The 17,138-nt window shown below is 63.9% G+C and carries 20 protein-coding genes; all 20 read right to left on the bottom strand.

All coding sequences use genetic code 11. The features are described from left to right. The gene (gene era, locus ACFSQR_RS17750) at nucleotides 1-903 is read right to left on the bottom strand and encodes a GTPase Era (protein WP_377731352.1); all 903 of its coding nucleotides are present in this window, start codon (nucleotides 901-903) and stop codon (nucleotides 1-3) included. Next, nucleotides 900-1,805, bottom strand: a complete 906-nt coding sequence (gene rnc / locus ACFSQR_RS17745; RefSeq protein ID WP_377731351.1) for a ribonuclease III — start codon at nucleotides 1,803-1,805, stop codon at nucleotides 900-902. The genes era and rnc overlap by 4 nt, the downstream gene beginning before the upstream one ends. A gap of 18 nt (nucleotides 1,806-1,823) precedes the next feature. Further along, on the bottom strand, nucleotides 1,824-2,213 hold the full coding sequence (locus ACFSQR_RS17740) for a DUF4845 domain-containing protein (RefSeq protein ID WP_377731349.1): 390 nt from the start codon (nucleotides 2,211-2,213) through the stop codon (nucleotides 1,824-1,826). Nucleotides 2,214-2,230: 17 nt separating this feature from the next. Then, nucleotides 2,231-3,088 (bottom strand): signal peptidase I, encoded by an 858-nt coding sequence (lepB, locus tag ACFSQR_RS17735; RefSeq protein ID WP_377731411.1) that lies wholly within the window; start codon nucleotides 3,086-3,088, stop codon nucleotides 2,231-2,233. Nucleotides 3,089-3,134: 46 nt separating this feature from the next. Then, nucleotides 3,135-4,928 (bottom strand): translation elongation factor 4, encoded by a 1,794-nt coding sequence (gene lepA / locus ACFSQR_RS17730; protein WP_377731347.1) that lies wholly within the window; start codon nucleotides 4,926-4,928, stop codon nucleotides 3,135-3,137. Between the two features lie 306 nt (nucleotides 4,929-5,234). Then, entirely contained in the window at nucleotides 5,235-6,494 is a 1,260-nt protein-coding gene (locus tag ACFSQR_RS17725) for a PQQ-dependent sugar dehydrogenase (RefSeq protein ID WP_377731410.1), read from the bottom strand. A gap of 29 nt (nucleotides 6,495-6,523) precedes the next feature. Then, nucleotides 6,524-6,955, bottom strand: coding sequence for a DUF2231 domain-containing protein (locus ACFSQR_RS17720; RefSeq protein WP_377731346.1), 432 nt, complete (start codon nucleotides 6,953-6,955; stop codon nucleotides 6,524-6,526). A 97-nt stretch (nucleotides 6,956-7,052) separates the two neighbouring features. Then, the gene (locus ACFSQR_RS17715; RefSeq protein ID WP_377731345.1) at nucleotides 7,053-7,328 is read right to left on the bottom strand and encodes a glutaredoxin family protein; all 276 of its coding nucleotides are present in this window, start codon (nucleotides 7,326-7,328) and stop codon (nucleotides 7,053-7,055) included. Nucleotides 7,329-7,424: 96 nt separating this feature from the next. Continuing rightward, nucleotides 7,425-8,858: a DegQ family serine endoprotease gene (locus ACFSQR_RS17710; RefSeq protein ID WP_377731344.1), complete on the bottom strand. Its 1,434-nt coding sequence runs from the start codon at nucleotides 8,856-8,858 to the stop codon at nucleotides 7,425-7,427. Nucleotides 8,859-8,966: 108 nt separating this feature from the next. Next, nucleotides 8,967-9,260 carry an RseA family anti-sigma factor gene (locus tag ACFSQR_RS17705; RefSeq protein ID WP_377731343.1) on the bottom strand — a complete coding sequence of 98 codons (294 nt, stop codon included), beginning with the start codon at nucleotides 9,258-9,260 and terminating at the stop codon, nucleotides 8,967-8,969. A gap of 36 nt (nucleotides 9,261-9,296) precedes the next feature. Then, nucleotides 9,297-9,899 (bottom strand): RNA polymerase sigma factor RpoE, encoded by a 603-nt coding sequence (gene rpoE, locus ACFSQR_RS17700; protein ID WP_377731342.1) that lies wholly within the window; start codon nucleotides 9,897-9,899, stop codon nucleotides 9,297-9,299. Nucleotides 9,900-9,926: 27 nt separating this feature from the next. Next, on the bottom strand, nucleotides 9,927-10,442 hold the full coding sequence (locus ACFSQR_RS17695; protein ID WP_377731341.1) for a protein YgfX: 516 nt from the start codon (nucleotides 10,440-10,442) through the stop codon (nucleotides 9,927-9,929). Nucleotides 10,443-10,574: 132 nt separating this feature from the next. Then, nucleotides 10,575-11,822, bottom strand: coding sequence for a beta-ketoacyl-ACP synthase II (gene fabF, locus ACFSQR_RS17690; RefSeq protein WP_377731340.1), 1,248 nt, complete (start codon nucleotides 11,820-11,822; stop codon nucleotides 10,575-10,577). 18 nt (nucleotides 11,823-11,840) lie between these two features. Continuing rightward, nucleotides 11,841-12,080, bottom strand: coding sequence for an acyl carrier protein (acpP, locus tag ACFSQR_RS17685; RefSeq protein ID WP_020653257.1), 240 nt, complete (start codon nucleotides 12,078-12,080; stop codon nucleotides 11,841-11,843). A gap of 146 nt (nucleotides 12,081-12,226) precedes the next feature. Further along, nucleotides 12,227-12,961, bottom strand: a complete 735-nt coding sequence (gene fabG / locus ACFSQR_RS17680) for a 3-oxoacyl-ACP reductase FabG (RefSeq protein WP_377731339.1) — start codon at nucleotides 12,959-12,961, stop codon at nucleotides 12,227-12,229. A gap of 11 nt (nucleotides 12,962-12,972) precedes the next feature. Next, nucleotides 12,973-13,917: an ACP S-malonyltransferase gene (gene fabD / locus ACFSQR_RS17675; RefSeq protein WP_377731338.1), complete on the bottom strand. Its 945-nt coding sequence runs from the start codon at nucleotides 13,915-13,917 to the stop codon at nucleotides 12,973-12,975. Between the two features lie 119 nt (nucleotides 13,918-14,036). Beyond that, on the bottom strand, nucleotides 14,037-15,023 hold the full coding sequence (locus ACFSQR_RS17670; RefSeq protein WP_377731337.1) for a beta-ketoacyl-ACP synthase III: 987 nt from the start codon (nucleotides 15,021-15,023) through the stop codon (nucleotides 14,037-14,039). Between the two features lie 14 nt (nucleotides 15,024-15,037). Beyond that, nucleotides 15,038-16,105, bottom strand: coding sequence for a phosphate acyltransferase PlsX (gene plsX / locus ACFSQR_RS17665; protein ID WP_377731336.1), 1,068 nt, complete (start codon nucleotides 16,103-16,105; stop codon nucleotides 15,038-15,040). Between the two features lie 136 nt (nucleotides 16,106-16,241). Next, nucleotides 16,242-16,424 carry a 50S ribosomal protein L32 gene (gene rpmF, locus ACFSQR_RS17660; protein ID WP_377731335.1) on the bottom strand — a complete coding sequence of 61 codons (183 nt, stop codon included), beginning with the start codon at nucleotides 16,422-16,424 and terminating at the stop codon, nucleotides 16,242-16,244. Nucleotides 16,425-16,592: 168 nt separating this feature from the next. Next, the gene (locus ACFSQR_RS17655) at nucleotides 16,593-17,090 is read right to left on the bottom strand and encodes a YceD family protein (RefSeq protein ID WP_377731334.1); all 498 of its coding nucleotides are present in this window, start codon (nucleotides 17,088-17,090) and stop codon (nucleotides 16,593-16,595) included. Between the last annotated feature and the right edge of the window lie 48 nt (nucleotides 17,091-17,138).

Genomic DNA, 17,138 nt, shown 5'->3' with positions numbered 1-17,138 from the left:
CTATTCGTATCCGTACGCCCGCAGACCCACTTCGTTGTCGGCCCAGCCGGACTTCACCTTGACCCAGATTTCCAGGTACACGGGGCCGCCGAACAGCTTTTCCATGTCCAGGCGCGCCTGGGTGGAGACTTCCTTCAGGCGGGCGCCCTTGTTGCCGATGACCATGGACTTCTGCGTGTCCCGCTCGACCAGGATGGCGGCGAACACGCGGCGCAGGTTGCCCTCCTGCTCGAACTTCTCGATCAGGACGGTGCTGGTGTAAGGCAGCTCGTCGCCGACCAGGCGGAACAGCTTCTCGCGTACGATCTCGGCGGCCAGGAACTTCTCGCTGCGGTCGGTGATGTCGTCTTCGCCGAATACCGGCGGGTTCTCGGGCAGGAACTTCTTGATCTCGCCTTCCAGCGCATCGAGCTGGAAGCGCAGCTTGGCCGATACCGGCACGATCGCGGCAAAGTTGAACTTGCCGGCCACGTTCTGCGCGAACGGCATGAGCGTCGCCTTATCCTTGGCGCGGTCCGATTTATTGATGACCAGGACCACCGGCACGTTGGTCGGCAGCAGGTCCAGCACCTGCTGGTCCGCAGGGCCGAAGGTGCCCGCCTCCACGATGAACAGCACCACATCGGCGGCGGTCAGCGTGTTGGTGACGGTCTTGTTGAGCGTCTTGTTCAGCGCGTTCGAGTGGCGGGTCTGGAAGCCCGGGGTATCGACGTAGACGAACTGCGCGTCCTCGCGCGTCTGGATGCCGGTGATGCGGTGGCGCGTAGTCTGCGCCTTGCGCGAGGTGATCGACACCTTGGCGCCGATCAGCTGGTTCATCAGCGTGGATTTGCCCACGTTGGGGCGGCCGACGATGGCGATGTAGCCACAACGGAATGCTTCGGTTTGGGTTGTGGTGCTCATGCTAACTTCGTTTCAGCCTGCTTTGATTTGTCGGTGGCGGCGGCCGCTTTGTCGGCCTTCTCGCCCTTGTCGGCCTTGTCGGCCCTGTCAGCCTTATCCGCCTTGGCGGGCTTGTCGCCTGCGCCATTGGCGGTTGTCGCCTCGTCCGGCGACTGTACGGTGGCGATGCCCGCGAGCTTGAGCTGCGCGGCCCGTGGCCTTGATTTGCGGGACGAACCCGGGGATTTCAATAGCGACTGTTCCGCCACGTCGAGCGCCAGCTTGGCGGCGGCCTGTTCGCCGGCGCGGCGGCTGCCGCCGCGGCCGTACACCTGGATGCCGAGCTTGGGCACCAGGCATTCGATTTCGAATTCCTGGCTGTGCGCGGCGCCATGGGTGGCCACCACGTTGTAGGTCGGCAGCGAGATCTTTTTGCTTTGCAGGAATTCCTGCAGCAGGGTCTTGGCGTCCTTGCCCAGCGTGCGCGGGTCGACCGAGTCGAGGATCGGAATGTAGAACGCGCGGATGACGTCGCGCGCGGTGTCGAAGCCGGCGTCGAGGTAGATCGCGCCCAGCAGCGCTTCCAGGGTGTCGGCCAGGATCGATGGACGGCGGAAGCCGCCCGATTTCAGTTCGCCTTCGCCCAGGCGCAGGAACTGCGACAGTTCCAGCTTTTGCGCGATCTCGAACAGGGACTGCTGCTTGACCAGGTTGGCGCGCAGGCGCGACAGGTCGCCCTCGTCGATTTCCTTGAAGCGTTCGTACAGCACCGAGGCGACCACGCAGTTGAGGATCGAGTCGCCCAGGAATTCGAGCCGTTCGTTATGCAGGGCGCTGTGGCTGCGGTGCGTCAGGGCTTGCTGCAGCAGGGCAGCGTCCCGGAACGTGTAGCCTAAGCGCGTCTGCAATAACTGTAGATTCATTGTGGGTGTGTGCCCTTTTTACCGGGTCGCGGCGCTGTCCGGTACCACGCCGTCGGCGGCCGTGGTGCCCTGGAACTCCAGCAGCAGGCTGGCGTTGCCGACCAGCGGAATGACCTTGTCGTAGGCGAAGCTGATCTCGGTATCGCCAGTTTCCTTCGAAATCACGAGATCGGTCGCGCGGACGGCGGTAATGTCGTTGATTTCGCGCGCCTTGGAATAGGTGCGGTGCATTTCCGTGATCGAACCGCCCGCTTCCTTGGTGTCCGCGATCGCCTTCTTGATGTTGCTGTATTCCATGTAGGCGGGCAGGATCTTGGCCGCCAGGATGCCGGCGAAGCCAAGGATGGCCAGCACGACGATCAGGCCGACCAGCGAAATGCCGCGCTGCGAACGGAAGGAAGCTTGCATGTTATCCCTTTCAGACATTACTCGATACCGCCAATGCGGCGTGGATTGCTCAGGTTCATCCACACGACGACGGCCTTGCCGACAATGTTCTTGTCAGGGACGAAACCCCAGTAGCGGCTGTCCAGGCTGTTGTCGCGATTATCGCCCATCATAAAGTAATTGCCCTCAGGAACGATACAAGTAATTTTATCGTATGAGTATGTACAGTTCTGCTTGTTCGGGAACTCGTCGACCGGGGACTGCAGGCCGTTGGAGGCATGGTTCAGGATGCGGTGCGGCTTGCCGGCCAGGTGTTCCATGTACTGCTTGTGGTAGACGGACTGCTCGTCGTCCAGGTAGTCTTCCAGCGGCTCGTAGCGGATTTCCTTGCCGTTCACGGTCAAGCGCTTGTTTTCATAAGTAATTTTATCACCCGGCACACCGATGACCCGCTTGATGTAGTCCTGGCTCATGTCCTTCGGGTACTTGAACACCATCACGTCGCCGCGCTGAGGGCTGTTCAGCTCGATCACCTTCTTGTTGATGATCGGCAGGCGGATACCGTAGGTGAACTTGTTTACCAGGATGAAGTCGCCCACCAGCAGGGTCGGCACCATCGAGCTGGACGGGATCTTGAACGGCTCGAACAGGAAAGAGCGCAACACGAACACCAGCGCGATCACCGGGAAGAAGGAACCGGAGTACTCGATCCAGGTCGGCTGGCGCAGCATCGACGCTTCGATCGCGGCGCGGCTGGTATTGTCCACCTTGATGCCATCGGCTGCCATTTTGGCATTGCGGGCATCGAAAGCGGCCAGCGCCACATCGGCGGCCTTGCGGCGCTGTTTGGCCAGGTAGAACACGTCCACGCACCAGATCAGGCCCGTCACCACCATGGCGACGAACAGGATCAGCGCGAAATTCGTCAGGATTGTCTGCACGTTATTTTTCGTCCACTTGTAGGATTGCCAGGAATGCTTCCTGCGGGATCTCGACCGAGCCCACCTGCTTCATGCGCTTCTTGCCGGCCTTCTGCTTTTCCAGCAGCTTCTTCTTACGCGAGATGTCGCCGCCATAGCACTTGGCCAGGACGTTCTTGCGCAGCGCCTTGACGTTCTCGCGCGAGATGATGTTGGAGCCGATCGCGGCCTGGATCGCCACGTCGAACATCTGGCGCGGGATCAGCTCGCGCATCTTGGCCGCCACGGCACGGCCGCGGTACGGCGCGTTGGCGCGGTGGACGATGATCGCCAGCGCATCGACCTTCTCGCTGTTGATCAGCATGTCGACCTTGACCACGTCGGCCGCGCGGTACTCCTTGAACTCGTAGTCCATCGAGGCGTAGCCGCGCGAGGTGGACTTGAGCTTGTCGAAGAAGTCCAGCACGATCTCGGCCATCGGCATCTCGTACTGCAGCTTGACCTGGCGGCCGTGGTAGCTCATGTCCAGCTGGATGCCGCGCTTGGCGATACACAGCGTGATGACCGAGCCCACGTACTCCTGCGGCATGTACAGGTTCAGGTGCACGATCGGCTCGCGCACTTCCTCGATCTTGGACGGATCCGGCATCTTGGACGGGTTGTCCACGTTGATCACGGTGCCGTCGCGCATGGCCACCTCGTACACCACGGTCGGCGCGGTGGTGATCAGGTCCATGTCGAATTCGCGCTCCAGGCGCTCCTGCACGATTTCCATGTGCAGCAGGCCAAGGAAGCCGCAGCGGAAGCCGAAGCCCAGCGCCTGCGACACTTCCGGCTCGTACATCAGGGCCGCGTCGTTCAGCTTGAGCTTTTCCAGCGAGTCGCGCAGCGCGTCGTACTGGTTCGCTTCGACCGGGAACAGGCCGGCGAACACCTGCGGCTGCACTTCCTTGAAGCCGGGCAGCGGCGCAGCCGCGCCGTTCACCGCGCTGGTGATGGTGTCGCCCACCTTGGCGGCCTTCAGTTCCTTGATGCCGGCAATGACAAAGCCCACCTGGCCTGCCGACAGCTGCGGCAGCGATACCGAACGCGGGCTGAACACGCCCACGCTCTCGACCAGCTGCACCGAGTCGGTTGCCATCAGGCGGATTTTTTCCTTCTGCTTGAGGGTGCCGTTCACCACGCGCACCAGCATCACCACGCCCACGTAGTTGTCGAACCACGAGTCGATGATCAGGGCCTGCAGCGGCGCGTCCGGGTCGCCCTTCGGCGGCGGCACCTTGGCGATGATCGCCTCGAGCACGTCTTCCACGCCCATGCCGGTCTTGGCCGAGCAGTGCACGGCGTCGCCCGCTTCGATGCCGATCACGTCCTCGATCTCGGCGATCGCGTTGGGAGGATCGGCGTTCGGCAGGTCGATCTTGTTCAGGACCGGCACCACTTCCACGCCCAGGTCGAGCGCGGTGTAGCAGTTGGCCACGGTCTGCGCTTCCACGCCTTGCGACGCGTCGACCACCAGCAGCGCGCCTTCGCACGCCGACAGGGAGCGCGAGACTTCGTAGCTGAAGTCGACGTGGCCCGGGGTGTCGATCAGGTTCAGGTTATACGTTTCGCCATCGCGCGCCTTGTACTGCAGGGCCGCCGTCTGCGCCTTGATCGTGATGCCGCGCTCGCGTTCCAGGTCCATCGAATCGAGCACCTGCGCTTCCATCTCGCGGTCGGACAGGCCGCCGCACAGCTGGATGATACGGTCGGCCAGCGTCGATTTGCCGTGGTCGATGTGCGCGATGATGGAGAAATTGCGTATGTTCTTCATTAATTCAAAAGCCAAAATGGGATGGAGCGGCGCTCATTGCGCCGAGGTCGCCCGCGCGCGGCACCCAATAGAAAAAAAGCGCCCATGCGAGCGCCTTCAGCCAAGCGGGTACGACAATTGGTCTCGGACCTTCTCCGACCCCGGCATTTTACCGGATTTCAGGTCAGAAAGCCCGTCTGAGGAGCCTTGCCCCAGTGAAAACGCGGCATTTTAACAAAAAACCAAGCCCCGGCAGCCCCGGGATGGCCGCGGCGCCGCCCGGGGCATGGGGTTTGGAGGCGCCAGCGGCGGGGCGACAGCGCCAACTCAGCGGTTCGGCGTCACCCTCCACACGGTGTTGGAGAGGTCGTCGGCCACGATCAGCGCGCCGCGCGGGTCGACCGTCACGCCGACCGGACGCCCCCGGGTCTTGCCGTCCGCATCGCGGAAGCCGGTGACGAAGTCGATCGGCTGCCCGCTGGGCCGTCCATCCTTGAACGGAACATAGATCACCTTGTAGCCGACCGGTTCGGTGCGGTTCCAGCTGCCGTGCTCGCCCACGAAGGCTCCCTGGGCGAACGCGGGACCCATGGCGGGAAGGGAGAAGTCCAGGCCGAGCGCCGCGACGTGCGACCCCAGGCTGTAATCGGGCTTGATCGCGGCGGCGACCTTGTCCGGGTTCTGCGGCTTGACCCGGGTGTCGACGTTCTGCCCCCAGTAGCTGTAGGGCCAGCCATAGAATCCGCCTTCGCGTACCGAGGTCAGGTAGTCCGGCACCAGGTCCGGCCCCAGCTCGTCGCGTTCATTGACCACCGTCCACAGCTGGCCCGTGTCGCGATGGAAGGCCAGCGCCGTCGGGTTGCGCAGTCCCGTCGCATAGGGCTTATGCAGGCCGGTCTCGGCGTCGATCTGCCATACCATGGCCCGGTCGACCTCCGCCTCCATGCCGCGCTCGGTGATATTGCTGTTCGACCCGATGCCGACGTACAGGAAGCGCCCGTCCGGGCTGATGGCCAGCGCCTTGGTCCAGTGATGGTTGATGGCGGACGGCAGCTTGGCCACCGTGGCCGGCGCCCCGTTGGCTTTGGTCTGGCCGTCCTGGTAGTCGAAACGCACCAGCTCGTCCTGGTTCGCCACGTACAGCTTGTTGCCGGCGTACGCCAGGCCGTAGGGGGCGTTCAGGTTCTCGGCGAAGACCGTGGCCATTTCGTATTTGCCGTCGCCGTCGGCGTCGCGCAGCAGGGTCAGGCGGTTGCCGCCCTTGACCTTGGTATTGCCCTGCGCCTTGATGTAGCCAGCGATCACGTCCTTGGGCTTGAGCTTCGCGGCGCCGCCGCCGCGCCCTTCCGCCACCAGGATGTCGCCGTTGGGCAGGACCAGCGTTTGCCGCGGGATTTTCAGGCCGGTCGCGATCGCCGTGATCGTGTAACCCGCAGGCACGGTTGGTTTCTGGCTGCCCCACGGCGCCGGCTCGGCGATCGTCATGCTGGGCAGCACACCGCGTTGCGGTTCCGGCAGCGTGGGGTTCGGCCCCAGGGTTTGCGTGCCATTGCCCGCGTCGTCGCATGCGCTCAACACCAGCGCCATGCCCAGGACTGCCACAGTATTCCATCGTTTCATGGCGCCACCTCCCTGCGCGAACCCAGGCCGGCCCAGGCGCTGGCGATCGCCAGCACGGTCACGATCACGGAGAGGACCAGGCTGCTGGGCATGGAGGCCCATGCATCCCGCGCGTGCGCGAACGCGTTGAACAGTCCGAGCACCCAGGTTGCCACCAGCAGCAGCACATACATGACCGGGCGCCCTGCCTTGCGGTGGGCCCGGATGAGGTTGGCCAGCGCGAACAGCAGTGCAATTCCGCAGAACACCAGTGCGCCGGCGATCAGCCACGACGCGAAGTTGCTCCACTGGATCTGGTAGGTCTGGAAGTAGGCGATATCGCTCAGCAAGGCACCCAGGAACAGGGCGACGGCCCCGCCCATCATGACCGCGTGGAGCGGTCCGGGCGAATGGCGATAGATGGGACTGGCGGTGACGGGTGTGGACATGGCATGGCCCTGACGGTTGTTGTCTTGACCACATAGTATCGGTTCCATGCCGATGGTGACGCAGCGTTGGCATGGCCCCTGCCGGCCCTCCCGCGGGTTACGCCGCGTGGGGCGGCGGAATCCCTGCGCCGGCTTCCGCGAGATAGCGCGCCACCGCGTCGCGGTCGAGGAAATAGTGGCACAGCTCGGGCTGGTCGAGGCGTCCGTACAGCACGGGCACCAGCTCGTCGAAGCGCTCGACCAGGTTGTCGTCGGCATCCACGTCGATCACGTCGATGGTGAATTGCTGGCCGGGCGGCTGCATGGCGCGCAGGGCGTCGAGCATGTCGTCGCACAGGTGGCAGTAGCTGCGCGAGTAAAGCGTAAACTTCATAGATTCCTGGTTCTCGGCCGGCGTTATTGGCCGGCATGCTCAAGTCCGCGGACGGAACTGCCCGCTCAGCGGCCGCTGGGGACAGTCCCCTGTCGATCAGCGGGGTTTGATGACGACGTAGGTGGTGGTGTCGTCACGCCGCACCAGCAGGGCGACGTTCTTCTTGGGATCGAGCTTGCTGACCAGCGCATTGAACTGCTTCGCGCTGGTGACGGCGGTGCTGTTCACTTGCAGCACCACGTCGCCGCGGCGGATGCCCACCCGGGCCGCCGCGCCTTCGGCCGCGTTGACCAGCACCCCGCCCTCCACGCGCAGCTCCTTGTGCTGCTCGGCGGTGAGGTCGCTCACGTTCAGGCCCAGCTCGTTGGGCGCCTGCTTCGGCGCCGGCGCCTCGGGCGCGACCTTCGGCGCCTTGTCGTCCTGTAGCTCCACCACCGTCACGGGAATGTCCTGCTGCGCGCCCTTGCGCCATACCGTCACGATGGCCTTGCTGCCCACCGGCGTGTTGCCCACCTGGCGGCGCAGGTCGGACGAGCGCTCGATCGGGACGCCGTTGAACTTCAGGATGATGTCGCCCACCTTGATGCCCGCCTTGTCCGCGGGACCGTCCGGCTCCACCAGCGAGATCTCGACGCCGCGCGTGGTGCCCAGGCCGAGCGACTCGGCCACTTCCTTGCTCAGTTCACCCATCAGCACGCCGATGCGGCCGCGCGTGACCTTGCCGGTGGTGCGCAGCTGGTCGGCCACGCGCATCGCCTCGTCGATCGGCACGGCAAACGAGATGCCGTTGTAGCCGCCGGACAGCGTCGCGATCTGCGAGGTGATGCCGATGACGTCGCCGCGCAGGTTGATCAGCGGGCCGCCGGAGTTGCCCGGATTGACCGCCACGTCGCTCTGGATCATGGGCAGGTATTCGCCGGTTTCGCGCGACTTGGCCGAGATGATGCCGGCCGTGACCGTGTTATCGAGGTTGAACGGCGAGCCGATCGCGATCACCCATTCGCCCACGCGGATATTGCGCGAGTTGCCGACCTTCAGGCTGGGCAGGTCGCGGCCTTCCACCTTGAGCACGGCCACGTCCGAGCGCTCGTCCGCGCCCAGCACTTTGGCCTTGAACTCGCGGCGGTCGGTCATGGTGACGATCACGTCGTCCGCGCCGGCCACCACGTGCGCATTCGTCAGGATGTAGCCGTCGCTGGAGATGATGAAGCCGGAGCCGACGCCGCGGGCGATGTCTTCTTCCGGCCCGCGCCTTCCGCGCGGGACCTGGCCGCGCGGGACCGGTGCGCCGAAGAAGCGGCGCAGGAATTCCTGCATCTCTTCGTCGGTGTTGCCGGCCTGGCGCGCCTTCTCGGTGGTGCGGATGTTGACCACCGCCGGGCCGACCGCATCGATCAGGTCGGTGAAGTCCGGCAGGCCGGTGACGGCTGGCGGGTTCACGGGCGCCGCGGACAATGCCGCGGGCGAGGAAAGCGCGCCCGCACAAGCGAGGAGCGCTGCGATCAGGGTCTTGCAGCCAATCGTGTTCATAGGTCGTCGCAGAGAGTAGGAGCCGCCAAGGGGGACGTGTCGCAATGTTAAGCTAATTTGGCAAGCTTGTCGCGACACGGAGGACTTCCCTGCGGGGACCGCCCGCCCCTACGGACGCGGGAGCGCAGATGCGGGCGAAGGGGTTTGCGGTTCGGCGCTAAGGGAGGCGGGCGCGGCGCGGCCTTCGGCGTCGAGGCGCGCGGCCAGGCGTTCGCCGAACCCGCCGGACAGCGCCGCGCCGTCGGCCTGGCGCAGCGCGTCGCCGATCTGGTGGTACAGCGACCACGCCTGCTGGCCGTCGCGCCCCAGCAGCGCGGCGAACGCGAGCTCGAGGTCGGCGTCGGAAACCTCGCCGTCCACCAGCGCAGAGACCAGCTCCCTCATTTTTTTGTGTGTGTCCATTACTTCACTGCAGTATGTAACCGGAGGTTGCTTCAGCTATTTGCGCTTGTCAACCGTGCTTTCGACCAGCGGGCGCAATTTTTCGGCAATCGCCTCGCGCGCGCGGAAGATCCGGCTGCGCACGGTGCCGATCGGGCACGCCATGACTTCGGATATCTCTTCGTACGTCAGTCCTTCCAGTTCGCGCAGCACGATGGCGGTGCGCAGCTCCAGCGGCAGCGCGTCCATCGCCAGGTGCACGGTGATCGCTATCTGCTTGGACGCGAACATGGCCTCGGGAGTTTCAATGTCGCGCAGGCGTTCCGCTTCTTCCATCGCTTCCGCCTTGTCCACGTGCGGCCCGCCCGTGGCCGAGTTGCGGCGTCCCTGCGTGACCAGCATGTTCTTGGCGGTGTTGATGCCGATCCGGTACAGCCAGGTGTAGAACGCCGCGTCGCCCCGGAAATGGCGCAGCGCGCGATACGCCTTGATGAACGTTTCCTGCACCACGTCCTCGGCCTCGGCCTGGTCATGGATCAGCCGTGAAACCAGGCGCATCAGGCGACGCTGGTACTTGGCCACCAGCAGGTCGAATGCGGCGCGCTCGCCGTCCTGGGCCCGCCGCACGAGCAGCTGGTCGCCTTCGCGTTCTGTTGTCACTGCGTTCCCCACGCCGCGGCCGCGTGCTTACGGTCTTTGAGCTTGGCCGCCTGCAATAAGTTCAAAAGTTTTCGGTTCCCTCGCACCCGCGTCGCGCGCTGCAATTGCGCGCAGCGCCGCGGCAACACGGCGGAATTCTCCGCCGCGGATCGCATCCGGCAGGACGACGAGATGCCGGCGCCGCCCCTGCCCGTCCGCCAGCTCCAGCACCAGCAATCCCGGCAGGAAAGCGGAGCCGGACAGCAGGCGCACCGGGATCGGCTGTGGCGCGGAATCGTGCGTCTGCCATTGTTGTACCGTTACCGTGATGGCCCCGACTCCAGATACATCAATGCGCCGCGCCGTTGGACGCTGCGCTGCACCAACGAGGCACGCAATCGCGGCGCCCGCGTGAACGCACGGTAAGAATATGGGGAGATGAAAGGCGCCAAGCCAGGCCGTGGCGATGCCGGCGGCAAGCGCGGCATGCAGCGCGGCGAACGCGGCCAGTGCGGCGCGCACGGTGCGCGACGGGCCGAGTGTGACGGAGGTGGCGATGGACATGGCGAAGGTCCCGGCGGATCGATGTTGGACCTTGCGGGCGCGCCAAAGTTCAGCGGGACAGGACTGTCCTCTCCCGCCGGACATAAAAAAACCGGCCGCGAGGGCCGGTTATTTCTAGCGGAGCGACGGGGCTCAGACTTTGCCGAACACCAGCGTGCCGTTCGTTCCGCCGAAGCCGAACGAGTTCTTCACCGCGACGTCGATCTTCATTTCACGCGCCGTGTTGGCGCAGAAGTCCAGGTCGCAGTTCTCGTCCTGGTTGAAGATGTTGATCGTCGGTGGCGAAATCTGCTTGTGCACGGCGAGTACCGTGAACACCGATTCCAGGCCGCCGGCGCCACCCAGCAGGTGGCCGGTCATCGACTTGGTCGAGTTGACCACCAGCTTTTTGGCGTGGTCGCCAAACGTCTTCTTGATGCCCTGCACCTCGGCCACATCGCCCAGCGGCGTCGAGGTGCCGTGTGCGTTGATGTAGTCGACCTGGTCGGGATTGACGCCGGCGATATTCATTGCCGACACCATGCAACGGCTCGCGCCGCTGCCATCTTCCACCGGGGACGTCATGTGGTACGCGTCGCCGCTCATGCCGAAGCCGAGCACTTCCGCGTAGATCTTCGCGCCACGAGCCTTTGCGTGCTCGTATTCTTCGAGGATCATGACGCCGGCGCCCTCGCCCAGCACGAAGCCGTCGCGGTCGCGGTCCCATGGACGCGAAGCGGTTGCCGGATCGTCGTTGCGCGAGGACAGTGCGCGTGCAGAGGCGAAACCGCCCAGGCCCAACGGCGAAATGGTGGCTTCGGCGCCGCCGGCGACCATCACGTCCGCATCGCCGTACTCGATCAGGCGCGCTGCCGCGCCGATGCAATGCAGGCCGGTGGTGCAGGCGGTGACGATGGCCAGGTTAGGGCCGCGCATGCCGTACTTGATCGACAGGTTACCGGAGATCATGTTGATGATCGATGCCGGCACGAAGAACGGCGAGATACGGCGTGGGCCGCGCTTGTCGTAGTCTTCCTTGGTGTCTTCGATCAGCGGCAGGCCGCCGATGCCCGAACCGACGATCACGCCGATACGGTCGGCATTCTCTTCGGTGACTTCCAGGCCGGAATCCTGCACTGCCTGGATACCGGCGGCCATGCCGAAATGGATGAAGGTATCCATATGGCGGGCATCTTTACCCGGGATGTAGTCCTCGATGTTGAAGCCCTTGACCTCGCCCGCGAAACGGGTCGAGAAAGCGGATGCGTCAAACTTCGTGATGTTGGCAATGCCTGACGTGCCCGCCAGCGCCGCGCTCCACATGTCGGCAATGTTGTTGCCGATTGGCGAAACGCAGCCCAGGCCGGTAACGACGACACGGCGGTTGCGTGAACGGCTCAAGCGATTCTCCCGCAGACCTTAGGCCTTGACGTGCGCGGTCGCGTAGTCGATCGCCTGCTTCACGGTGGTGATCTTTTCCGCCTGCTCGTCAGGGATTTCCATTTCGAATTCGTCTTCCAGTGCCATCACCAGTTCAACGGTGTCCAGCGAATCTGCGCCGAGGTCGTCAACGAACGACGATTCGATTTTGATGTCTGCTTCTGCAACGCCCAGTTGCTCAGCGACGATTTTTTTAACGCGTTGTTCGATATCCGACATGTTAGGGCTCCATTATGTGTGTTACGGAAAGTGCGCGCATTTTATCAGGTTTGCGCGGAATAAAACTAATTTCGGCATTAGCGGCTAAGTGCGCCGAAAGCAATACTAATTTTCGACAACGTACTCTAATCGGTGCGATTCCACCGTTAGTTCATGTACATTCCGCCATTCACGTGCAGGGTCGTGCCGGTGATGTAGCCCGCATTCGGACCGGCCAGGAAGGCCACCGCATGCGCGATGTCGTCCGGGCTGCCCAGGCGCGCCAGCGGAATCTGCGTGAGCAGGCCGGCGTGCTGTTCTTCGGACAGCACCTTGGTCATGTCGGTGTCGATGAAGCCGGGCGCGACGCAGTTCACGGTGATGTTGCGGCTGCCGATCTCGCGTGCCAGCGCGCGGCTCATGCCCGCGACGCCCGCCTTGGCGGCTGCGTAGTTCATCTGGCCTGGGTTGCCCGACGAGCCCACCACCGACGTGATGTTAATGATACGCCCTTGTTTGGCCTTCATCATGCCGCGCAGGACGAGGCGGGACAGGCGGCCCACGGCGGTGAGGTTGGTCGCGATCACGCTGTCCCATTCCTCATCCTTCATGCGCATCGCCAGGTTGTCCTGGGTGATGCCCGCGTTGTTGACCAGGATCGACAGCGAACCGTAGGTCTTCTGCACGTCCGCGATCACCGCTTCGCACTGCGCAGGATCGGTCACGTTCAGCACGACGCCCTTGCCGGCATCGCCGAGGTATTCCGAGATCGCCGCAGCGCCCGCTTCGCTGGTCGCGGTGCCGACTACCTTGGCGCCCTGGCGTGCCAGTTCCTGCGCGATGGCCTTGCCGATGCCGCGCGACGCGCCAGTGACGAGCGCAACTTGATTGGTCAGGTTCATTCTGGTCCTTATTATTGGTTGAAGGTTGCGAGCACGCGCTCGAGCGAGGCCTGGTCGACCAGCGCTTCGCCCGCGAGGTTGCCGTCAATGCGCTTGGCCATGCCGATCAGCACCTTGCTTGGTGCGCATTCGATGACCTGGGTGACGCCTTCGGCGGCCATATTCTGCACCGTCTCGACCCAGCGCACCGAGCCGGCGGCCTGGCGCACCAGCGCATCCTTGATCGCGGCCGGATCGTTCAGGATAGCCACGTCGACGTTGTTGATCAAGGCGATCTGCGGTGCGGCGAACTCGATTTTGTCCATGTAGTCGCGCAGGCGGTCCGATGCCGGCTTGAGCAGCGAGGAGTGGAACGGCGCGGAGACGGCCAGCTTCATGGCGCGCTTGGCGCCCTTGGCCTTGGCGATCTCGCAGGCGCGGTCGATCGCGGCGGTGTGGCCGGCGATGACGGTCTGGGTCGGTTCGTTGAAGTTGACCGGCTCGATCACGGAGCCCGGCAGCTCGGCTGCGGTTTCGGCGCACACGGCGCGCACCTCGTCGGCGGAGATGCCCAGCACGACGGCCATGCCGCCCTGCCCGACCGGCACCGCTTCCTGCATCGCCTGGGCGCGGAAGCGCACCAGCGGCACCGCGTCCTTGAACGGGATCACGCCGGCCGCGACCAGCGCGGAGTATTCGCCGAGCGAGTGGCCTGCCACAAGGTCAGGCTGCTTGCCGCCGGCCGCGATCCAGGCGCGGTACACGGCCACGGCCGCGGTCAGCATCACGGGCTGGGTGTTGGTGGTGAGGTCGAGGTCTTCCTTCGGGCCTTCGGCGATCAGCTTGCCGATGTCGAAGCCGATGGCGTCGGAGGCTTCGGCCACGGTCTGCTCGACCACCGGGTTGCCGGCGAAGCCGTTCAGCATGCCGACGGCTTGCGAGCCCTGGCCAGGGAATACAAATGCGAATTTGCTCATATTTTTGGTGTCGGGGACTGTCCCTGCGGGACTATCCCCTGCCTTTGTTTTGAGGTGTTCGAAAAGAAGACTGGGGACTGTACTGCCGCCTTGGCGCGCAGGGACAGTCCCCAACGGCGCTACATGCGAGCCAGGACGGCGCCCCAGGTGAAGCCGCCGCCGACGCCTTCCATCATGACGTTCTGGCCCGGCTTGATGCGGCCGTCGCGCACGGCGGCGTCGAGCGCGAGCGGAATCGACGCGGCCGAGGTGTTGCCGTGCTGGTCGACGGTGACCACCATCTTCTCGGGCGGCAGCCCGAGCTTCTTGGCGGTGCTGTTCATGATGCGGATGTTGGCCTGGTGCGGGACCAGCCAGTCGATCTCCGACTTGTCCATGCGCGCGTGGTCGAGCGCTTCCATCGCGACCTGCTCGAGCACGGAAACGGCCAGCTTGAACACTGCCGGGCCGTCCATGTACAGGAAGCCGCTGCCCGCCACCGCGCCGCCGGCCAGGTTGCCCGGGATCGACAGGATGTCGGAGTGGCGGCCGTCCGCGTGCAGCTTGGTGGCCAGGATGCCCGGCTCTTCGGACGCGGTCAGCACGATCGCGCCGGCGCCGTCGCCGAACAGCACGCAGGTGGTGCGGTCTTCGAAATTGAGGATGCGCGAAAATACTTCGGCGCCGATCACCAGCACGTTGCGGTGCGCGCCCGACTTGATGAACGCATCCGCGACCGACACGGCGTACACGAAGCCGCTGCACACGGCCTGCACGTCGAAGGCCGCGCTGTTGTTGTGCATGCCGAGCTTGCGCTGGACGATGCAGGCGGTGCTCGGGAAGCTGCCGTGGAAGTCCGGGGTCGAGCTGGCCACGATGACCAGGTCGATTTCCTCCGCCGTGCGGCCGGCCATCTCGAGCGCCTTCCTGGCCGCTTCCACAGCGAGGTCGGACGAGTGCTGGTCGACGGCCGCGTAGTGGCGCGCGCTGATGCCGCTGCGCGAGACGATCCATTCGTCGGAGGTCTCGATGCCCTTGGCTGCCAGCTGCACTTCGAGGTCGTGGTTGGTGACACGCTGTGCAGGCAGATAGCTGCCGGTGCCGATAATCTTGCTGTACAGAGTCATGCTGGCCGTCCTGCTTAAGTTGTTGAGCCTGGCGTTTGGTTGCCCGGCGCCGAATCCGGGGCTGGCATCAGCTCAGCAATCATTGTTGCCAGCTGCGCCTGGACATTGTATTTGGCTGCATCAAATGAACGCTTGATCGCCCACTCATAGGCGAACGCGTCGGCCCCGCCATGGCTCTTGAACACCAGGCCACGCAGGCCCAGCAGGCCGGCGCCGTTGTAGCGCGAGGGATTGAGGCGGTTCGAAATGCGCTTGAGGGCGGATTTCGCGATCAGCGCACCGAGCATGGTCAGCGGATTGCGCTTGAGCTCGGTGGTCATCACATTCTTGACGAAGCGCGCCAGCCCTTCGACGGCTTTCAGGGTGACATTGCCGACAAATCCGTCGCAGACCACCAGGTCGGTGGTGCCCTTGAAGATGTCGTTGCCTTCCACGTTGCCGTAGAAATTCAGTTTACCCCGTGCGTGGTCTTCCTGCAGCAGTTTCGCGGTGGCCTTGACCACCTCGTTGCCCTTGATCTCTTCGGTGCCGACGTTGAGCAGGCCGATGGTCGGGCGTTCGATGCCTTCCATGGCCGAGACCATGACCGAGCCCATGATGGCGAACTGGTGCAGGTGGTGCGGTTCGCAGTCCACGTTGGCGCCCAGGTCGAGCATGTAGGTCGGGCCGTCCTTCTGGTTCGGCAGGATCGAGCAGATCGCCGGGCGGTCCACGCCGGCCATGGTCTTGAGCACATAGCGCGACACGGCCATCAGGGCGCCGGTGTTGCCGGCCGAGACGCAGGCGTCGGCGCGGCCGTCCTTGACCAGCTCGACCGCCACGCGCATCGAGGAGTCCTTCTTGCGGCGCAGGGCGACTTCGATCGGGTCGTCCATCTCCACCACTTCGGCCGCATGCACGACCGACAGCTGCGGATTCGACTCGGCCTTGCACTTGCGCAGCTCGGCGCGCACGTCGTCCTCGCGGCCAACCAGGATCAGCTCGGCGTCAGGATGGTGCTTGGCGAAGGAAATTGCAGCGGGAATGGTGACCGACGGGCCGTGATCTCCGCCCATGCAGTCGATTGAAATTTTGATTGTCATTTGATGATGCTAGCCACGCCGGAACCGGCAGGCAGGAGCCGCGCGTTTCACAAGCCGCGAACAAAGAAAAAGCGGCTCAACGCAAGGATCTTACGTTGTACCGCTTTCATCTTACCTTGGGAGGTCGGAACGTCGATTACTCGTCGTTCTTGGTCTTCAGGACCTTACGGCCACGGTAGAAACCGTTCGGGCTGATGTGGTGACGCAGGTGCGATTCGCCGGTGGTTGGCTCGACCGCGACGTTTGGCGCCACGAGGAAGTCGTGCGAACGGTGCATGCCGCGCTTGGATGGGGACTTCTTATTCTGCTGAACTGCCATGATGACTCCTAATACTTAAACTTAAGTTCTAAAATTCTAACACAATCGACTTGCAAATACATGCGCATCGAGTATCCCAGCGGCAAATAGTTTGCCGACATGTTTCACGCTGCCTTACCTATAACTACCTACTGTAATACTCGACACTACACGCGTTTGACACGTTCTTTACGGCTTGAGTCCCTTCAGGACATCAAACGGCGAGGGCTTCCCGGCTTTCAGCGCGTCCAGCGCGGCCGTATCGGGGCACACCTCGTGTTTCGGCGCCTGCGGCAGGGCCAGCAGGGCTTCATCTTCAATCAGGTCACGGATATCGCAGGTGCGGCTACCGACGATCACGTCGATGCTTTCGTCGTCAATGATCGATTCGATCTCGTCGGCTTCTGCGTCGTCCTTGCCGAGCATGAGCACGGTGGACGAATCAATCTTGTATTCAAACGGGGTCAGGCAGCGCTGGCATTCCAGCTGCACGGGACCGGCGACCAACAGGACGATCTGCGGAAAGCCGTGCGGCTTGCTCAGCGAACCTTCCAGCGACCAGGCGATCTCACCGCTCGCATCGGCACAATCGGCTGCGAGCCGCTTCATTTCTGCGACTGGCGTGACGCCTTCGCGGCGGCCGTTGGCTCGACAAAACTCGAAGGCGTCGATGACAAAAGCGCTCATTTGCAGAAACTTTCCCCGGAAAACCTGCGATAATAACAGGCTTATCGC

The organism is Pseudoduganella sp. GCM10020061, assembly GCF_042683405.1.
GTDB lineage: Bacteria > Pseudomonadota > Gammaproteobacteria > Burkholderiales > Burkholderiaceae_D > Telluria.
This window is presented reverse-complemented; position numbering and strand designations above follow the sequence as displayed.

Excerpts from the sequence above, each read along its gene's own strand:
- era (WP_377731352.1), bottom strand. The coding sequence starts at position 903 with ATGAGCACCACAACCCAAACCGAAGCATTCCGTTGTGGCTACATCGCC.
- rnc (WP_377731351.1), bottom strand. The coding sequence starts at position 1,805 with ATGAATCTACAGTTATTGCAGACGCGCTTAGGCTACACGTTCCGGGAC.
- ACFSQR_RS17740 (WP_377731349.1), bottom strand. The coding sequence starts at position 2,213 with ATGCAAGCTTCCTTCCGTTCGCAGCGCGGCATTTCGCTGGTCGGCCTG.
- lepB (WP_377731411.1), bottom strand. The coding sequence starts at position 3,088 with ATGGTGGTGACGGGCCTGATCTGGTGCGTGGACGTGTTCTACCTGGCC.
- lepA (WP_377731347.1), bottom strand. The coding sequence starts at position 4,928 with ATGAAGAACATACGCAATTTCTCCATCATCGCGCACATCGACCACGGC.
- ACFSQR_RS17725 (WP_377731410.1), bottom strand. The coding sequence starts at position 6,494 with ATGGCGCTGGTGTTGAGCGCATGCGACGACGCGGGCAATGGCACGCAA.
- ACFSQR_RS17720 (WP_377731346.1), bottom strand. The coding sequence starts at position 6,955 with ATGTCCACACCCGTCACCGCCAGTCCCATCTATCGCCATTCGCCCGGA.
- ACFSQR_RS17715 (WP_377731345.1), bottom strand. The coding sequence starts at position 7,328 with ATGAAGTTTACGCTTTACTCGCGCAGCTACTGCCACCTGTGCGACGAC.
- ACFSQR_RS17710 (WP_377731344.1), bottom strand. The coding sequence starts at position 8,858 with ATGAACACGATTGGCTGCAAGACCCTGATCGCAGCGCTCCTCGCTTGT.
- ACFSQR_RS17705 (WP_377731343.1), bottom strand. The coding sequence starts at position 9,260 with ATGGACACACACAAAAAAATGAGGGAGCTGGTCTCTGCGCTGGTGGAC.
- ACFSQR_RS17695 (WP_377731341.1), bottom strand. The coding sequence starts at position 10,442 with ATGTCCATCGCCACCTCCGTCACACTCGGCCCGTCGCGCACCGTGCGC.
- acpP (WP_020653257.1), bottom strand. The coding sequence starts at position 12,080 with ATGTCGGATATCGAACAACGCGTTAAAAAAATCGTCGCTGAGCAACTG.
- fabG (WP_377731339.1), bottom strand. The coding sequence starts at position 12,961 with ATGAACCTGACCAATCAAGTTGCGCTCGTCACTGGCGCGTCGCGCGGC.
- fabD (WP_377731338.1), bottom strand. The coding sequence starts at position 13,917 with ATGAGCAAATTCGCATTTGTATTCCCTGGCCAGGGCTCGCAAGCCGTC.
- ACFSQR_RS17670 (WP_377731337.1), bottom strand. The coding sequence starts at position 15,023 with ATGACTCTGTACAGCAAGATTATCGGCACCGGCAGCTATCTGCCTGCA.
- plsX (WP_377731336.1), bottom strand. The coding sequence starts at position 16,105 with ATGACAATCAAAATTTCAATCGACTGCATGGGCGGAGATCACGGCCCG.
- rpmF (WP_377731335.1), bottom strand. The coding sequence starts at position 16,424 with ATGGCAGTTCAGCAGAATAAGAAGTCCCCATCCAAGCGCGGCATGCAC.
- ACFSQR_RS17655 (WP_377731334.1), bottom strand. The coding sequence starts at position 17,090 with ATGAGCGCTTTTGTCATCGACGCCTTCGAGTTTTGTCGAGCCAACGGC.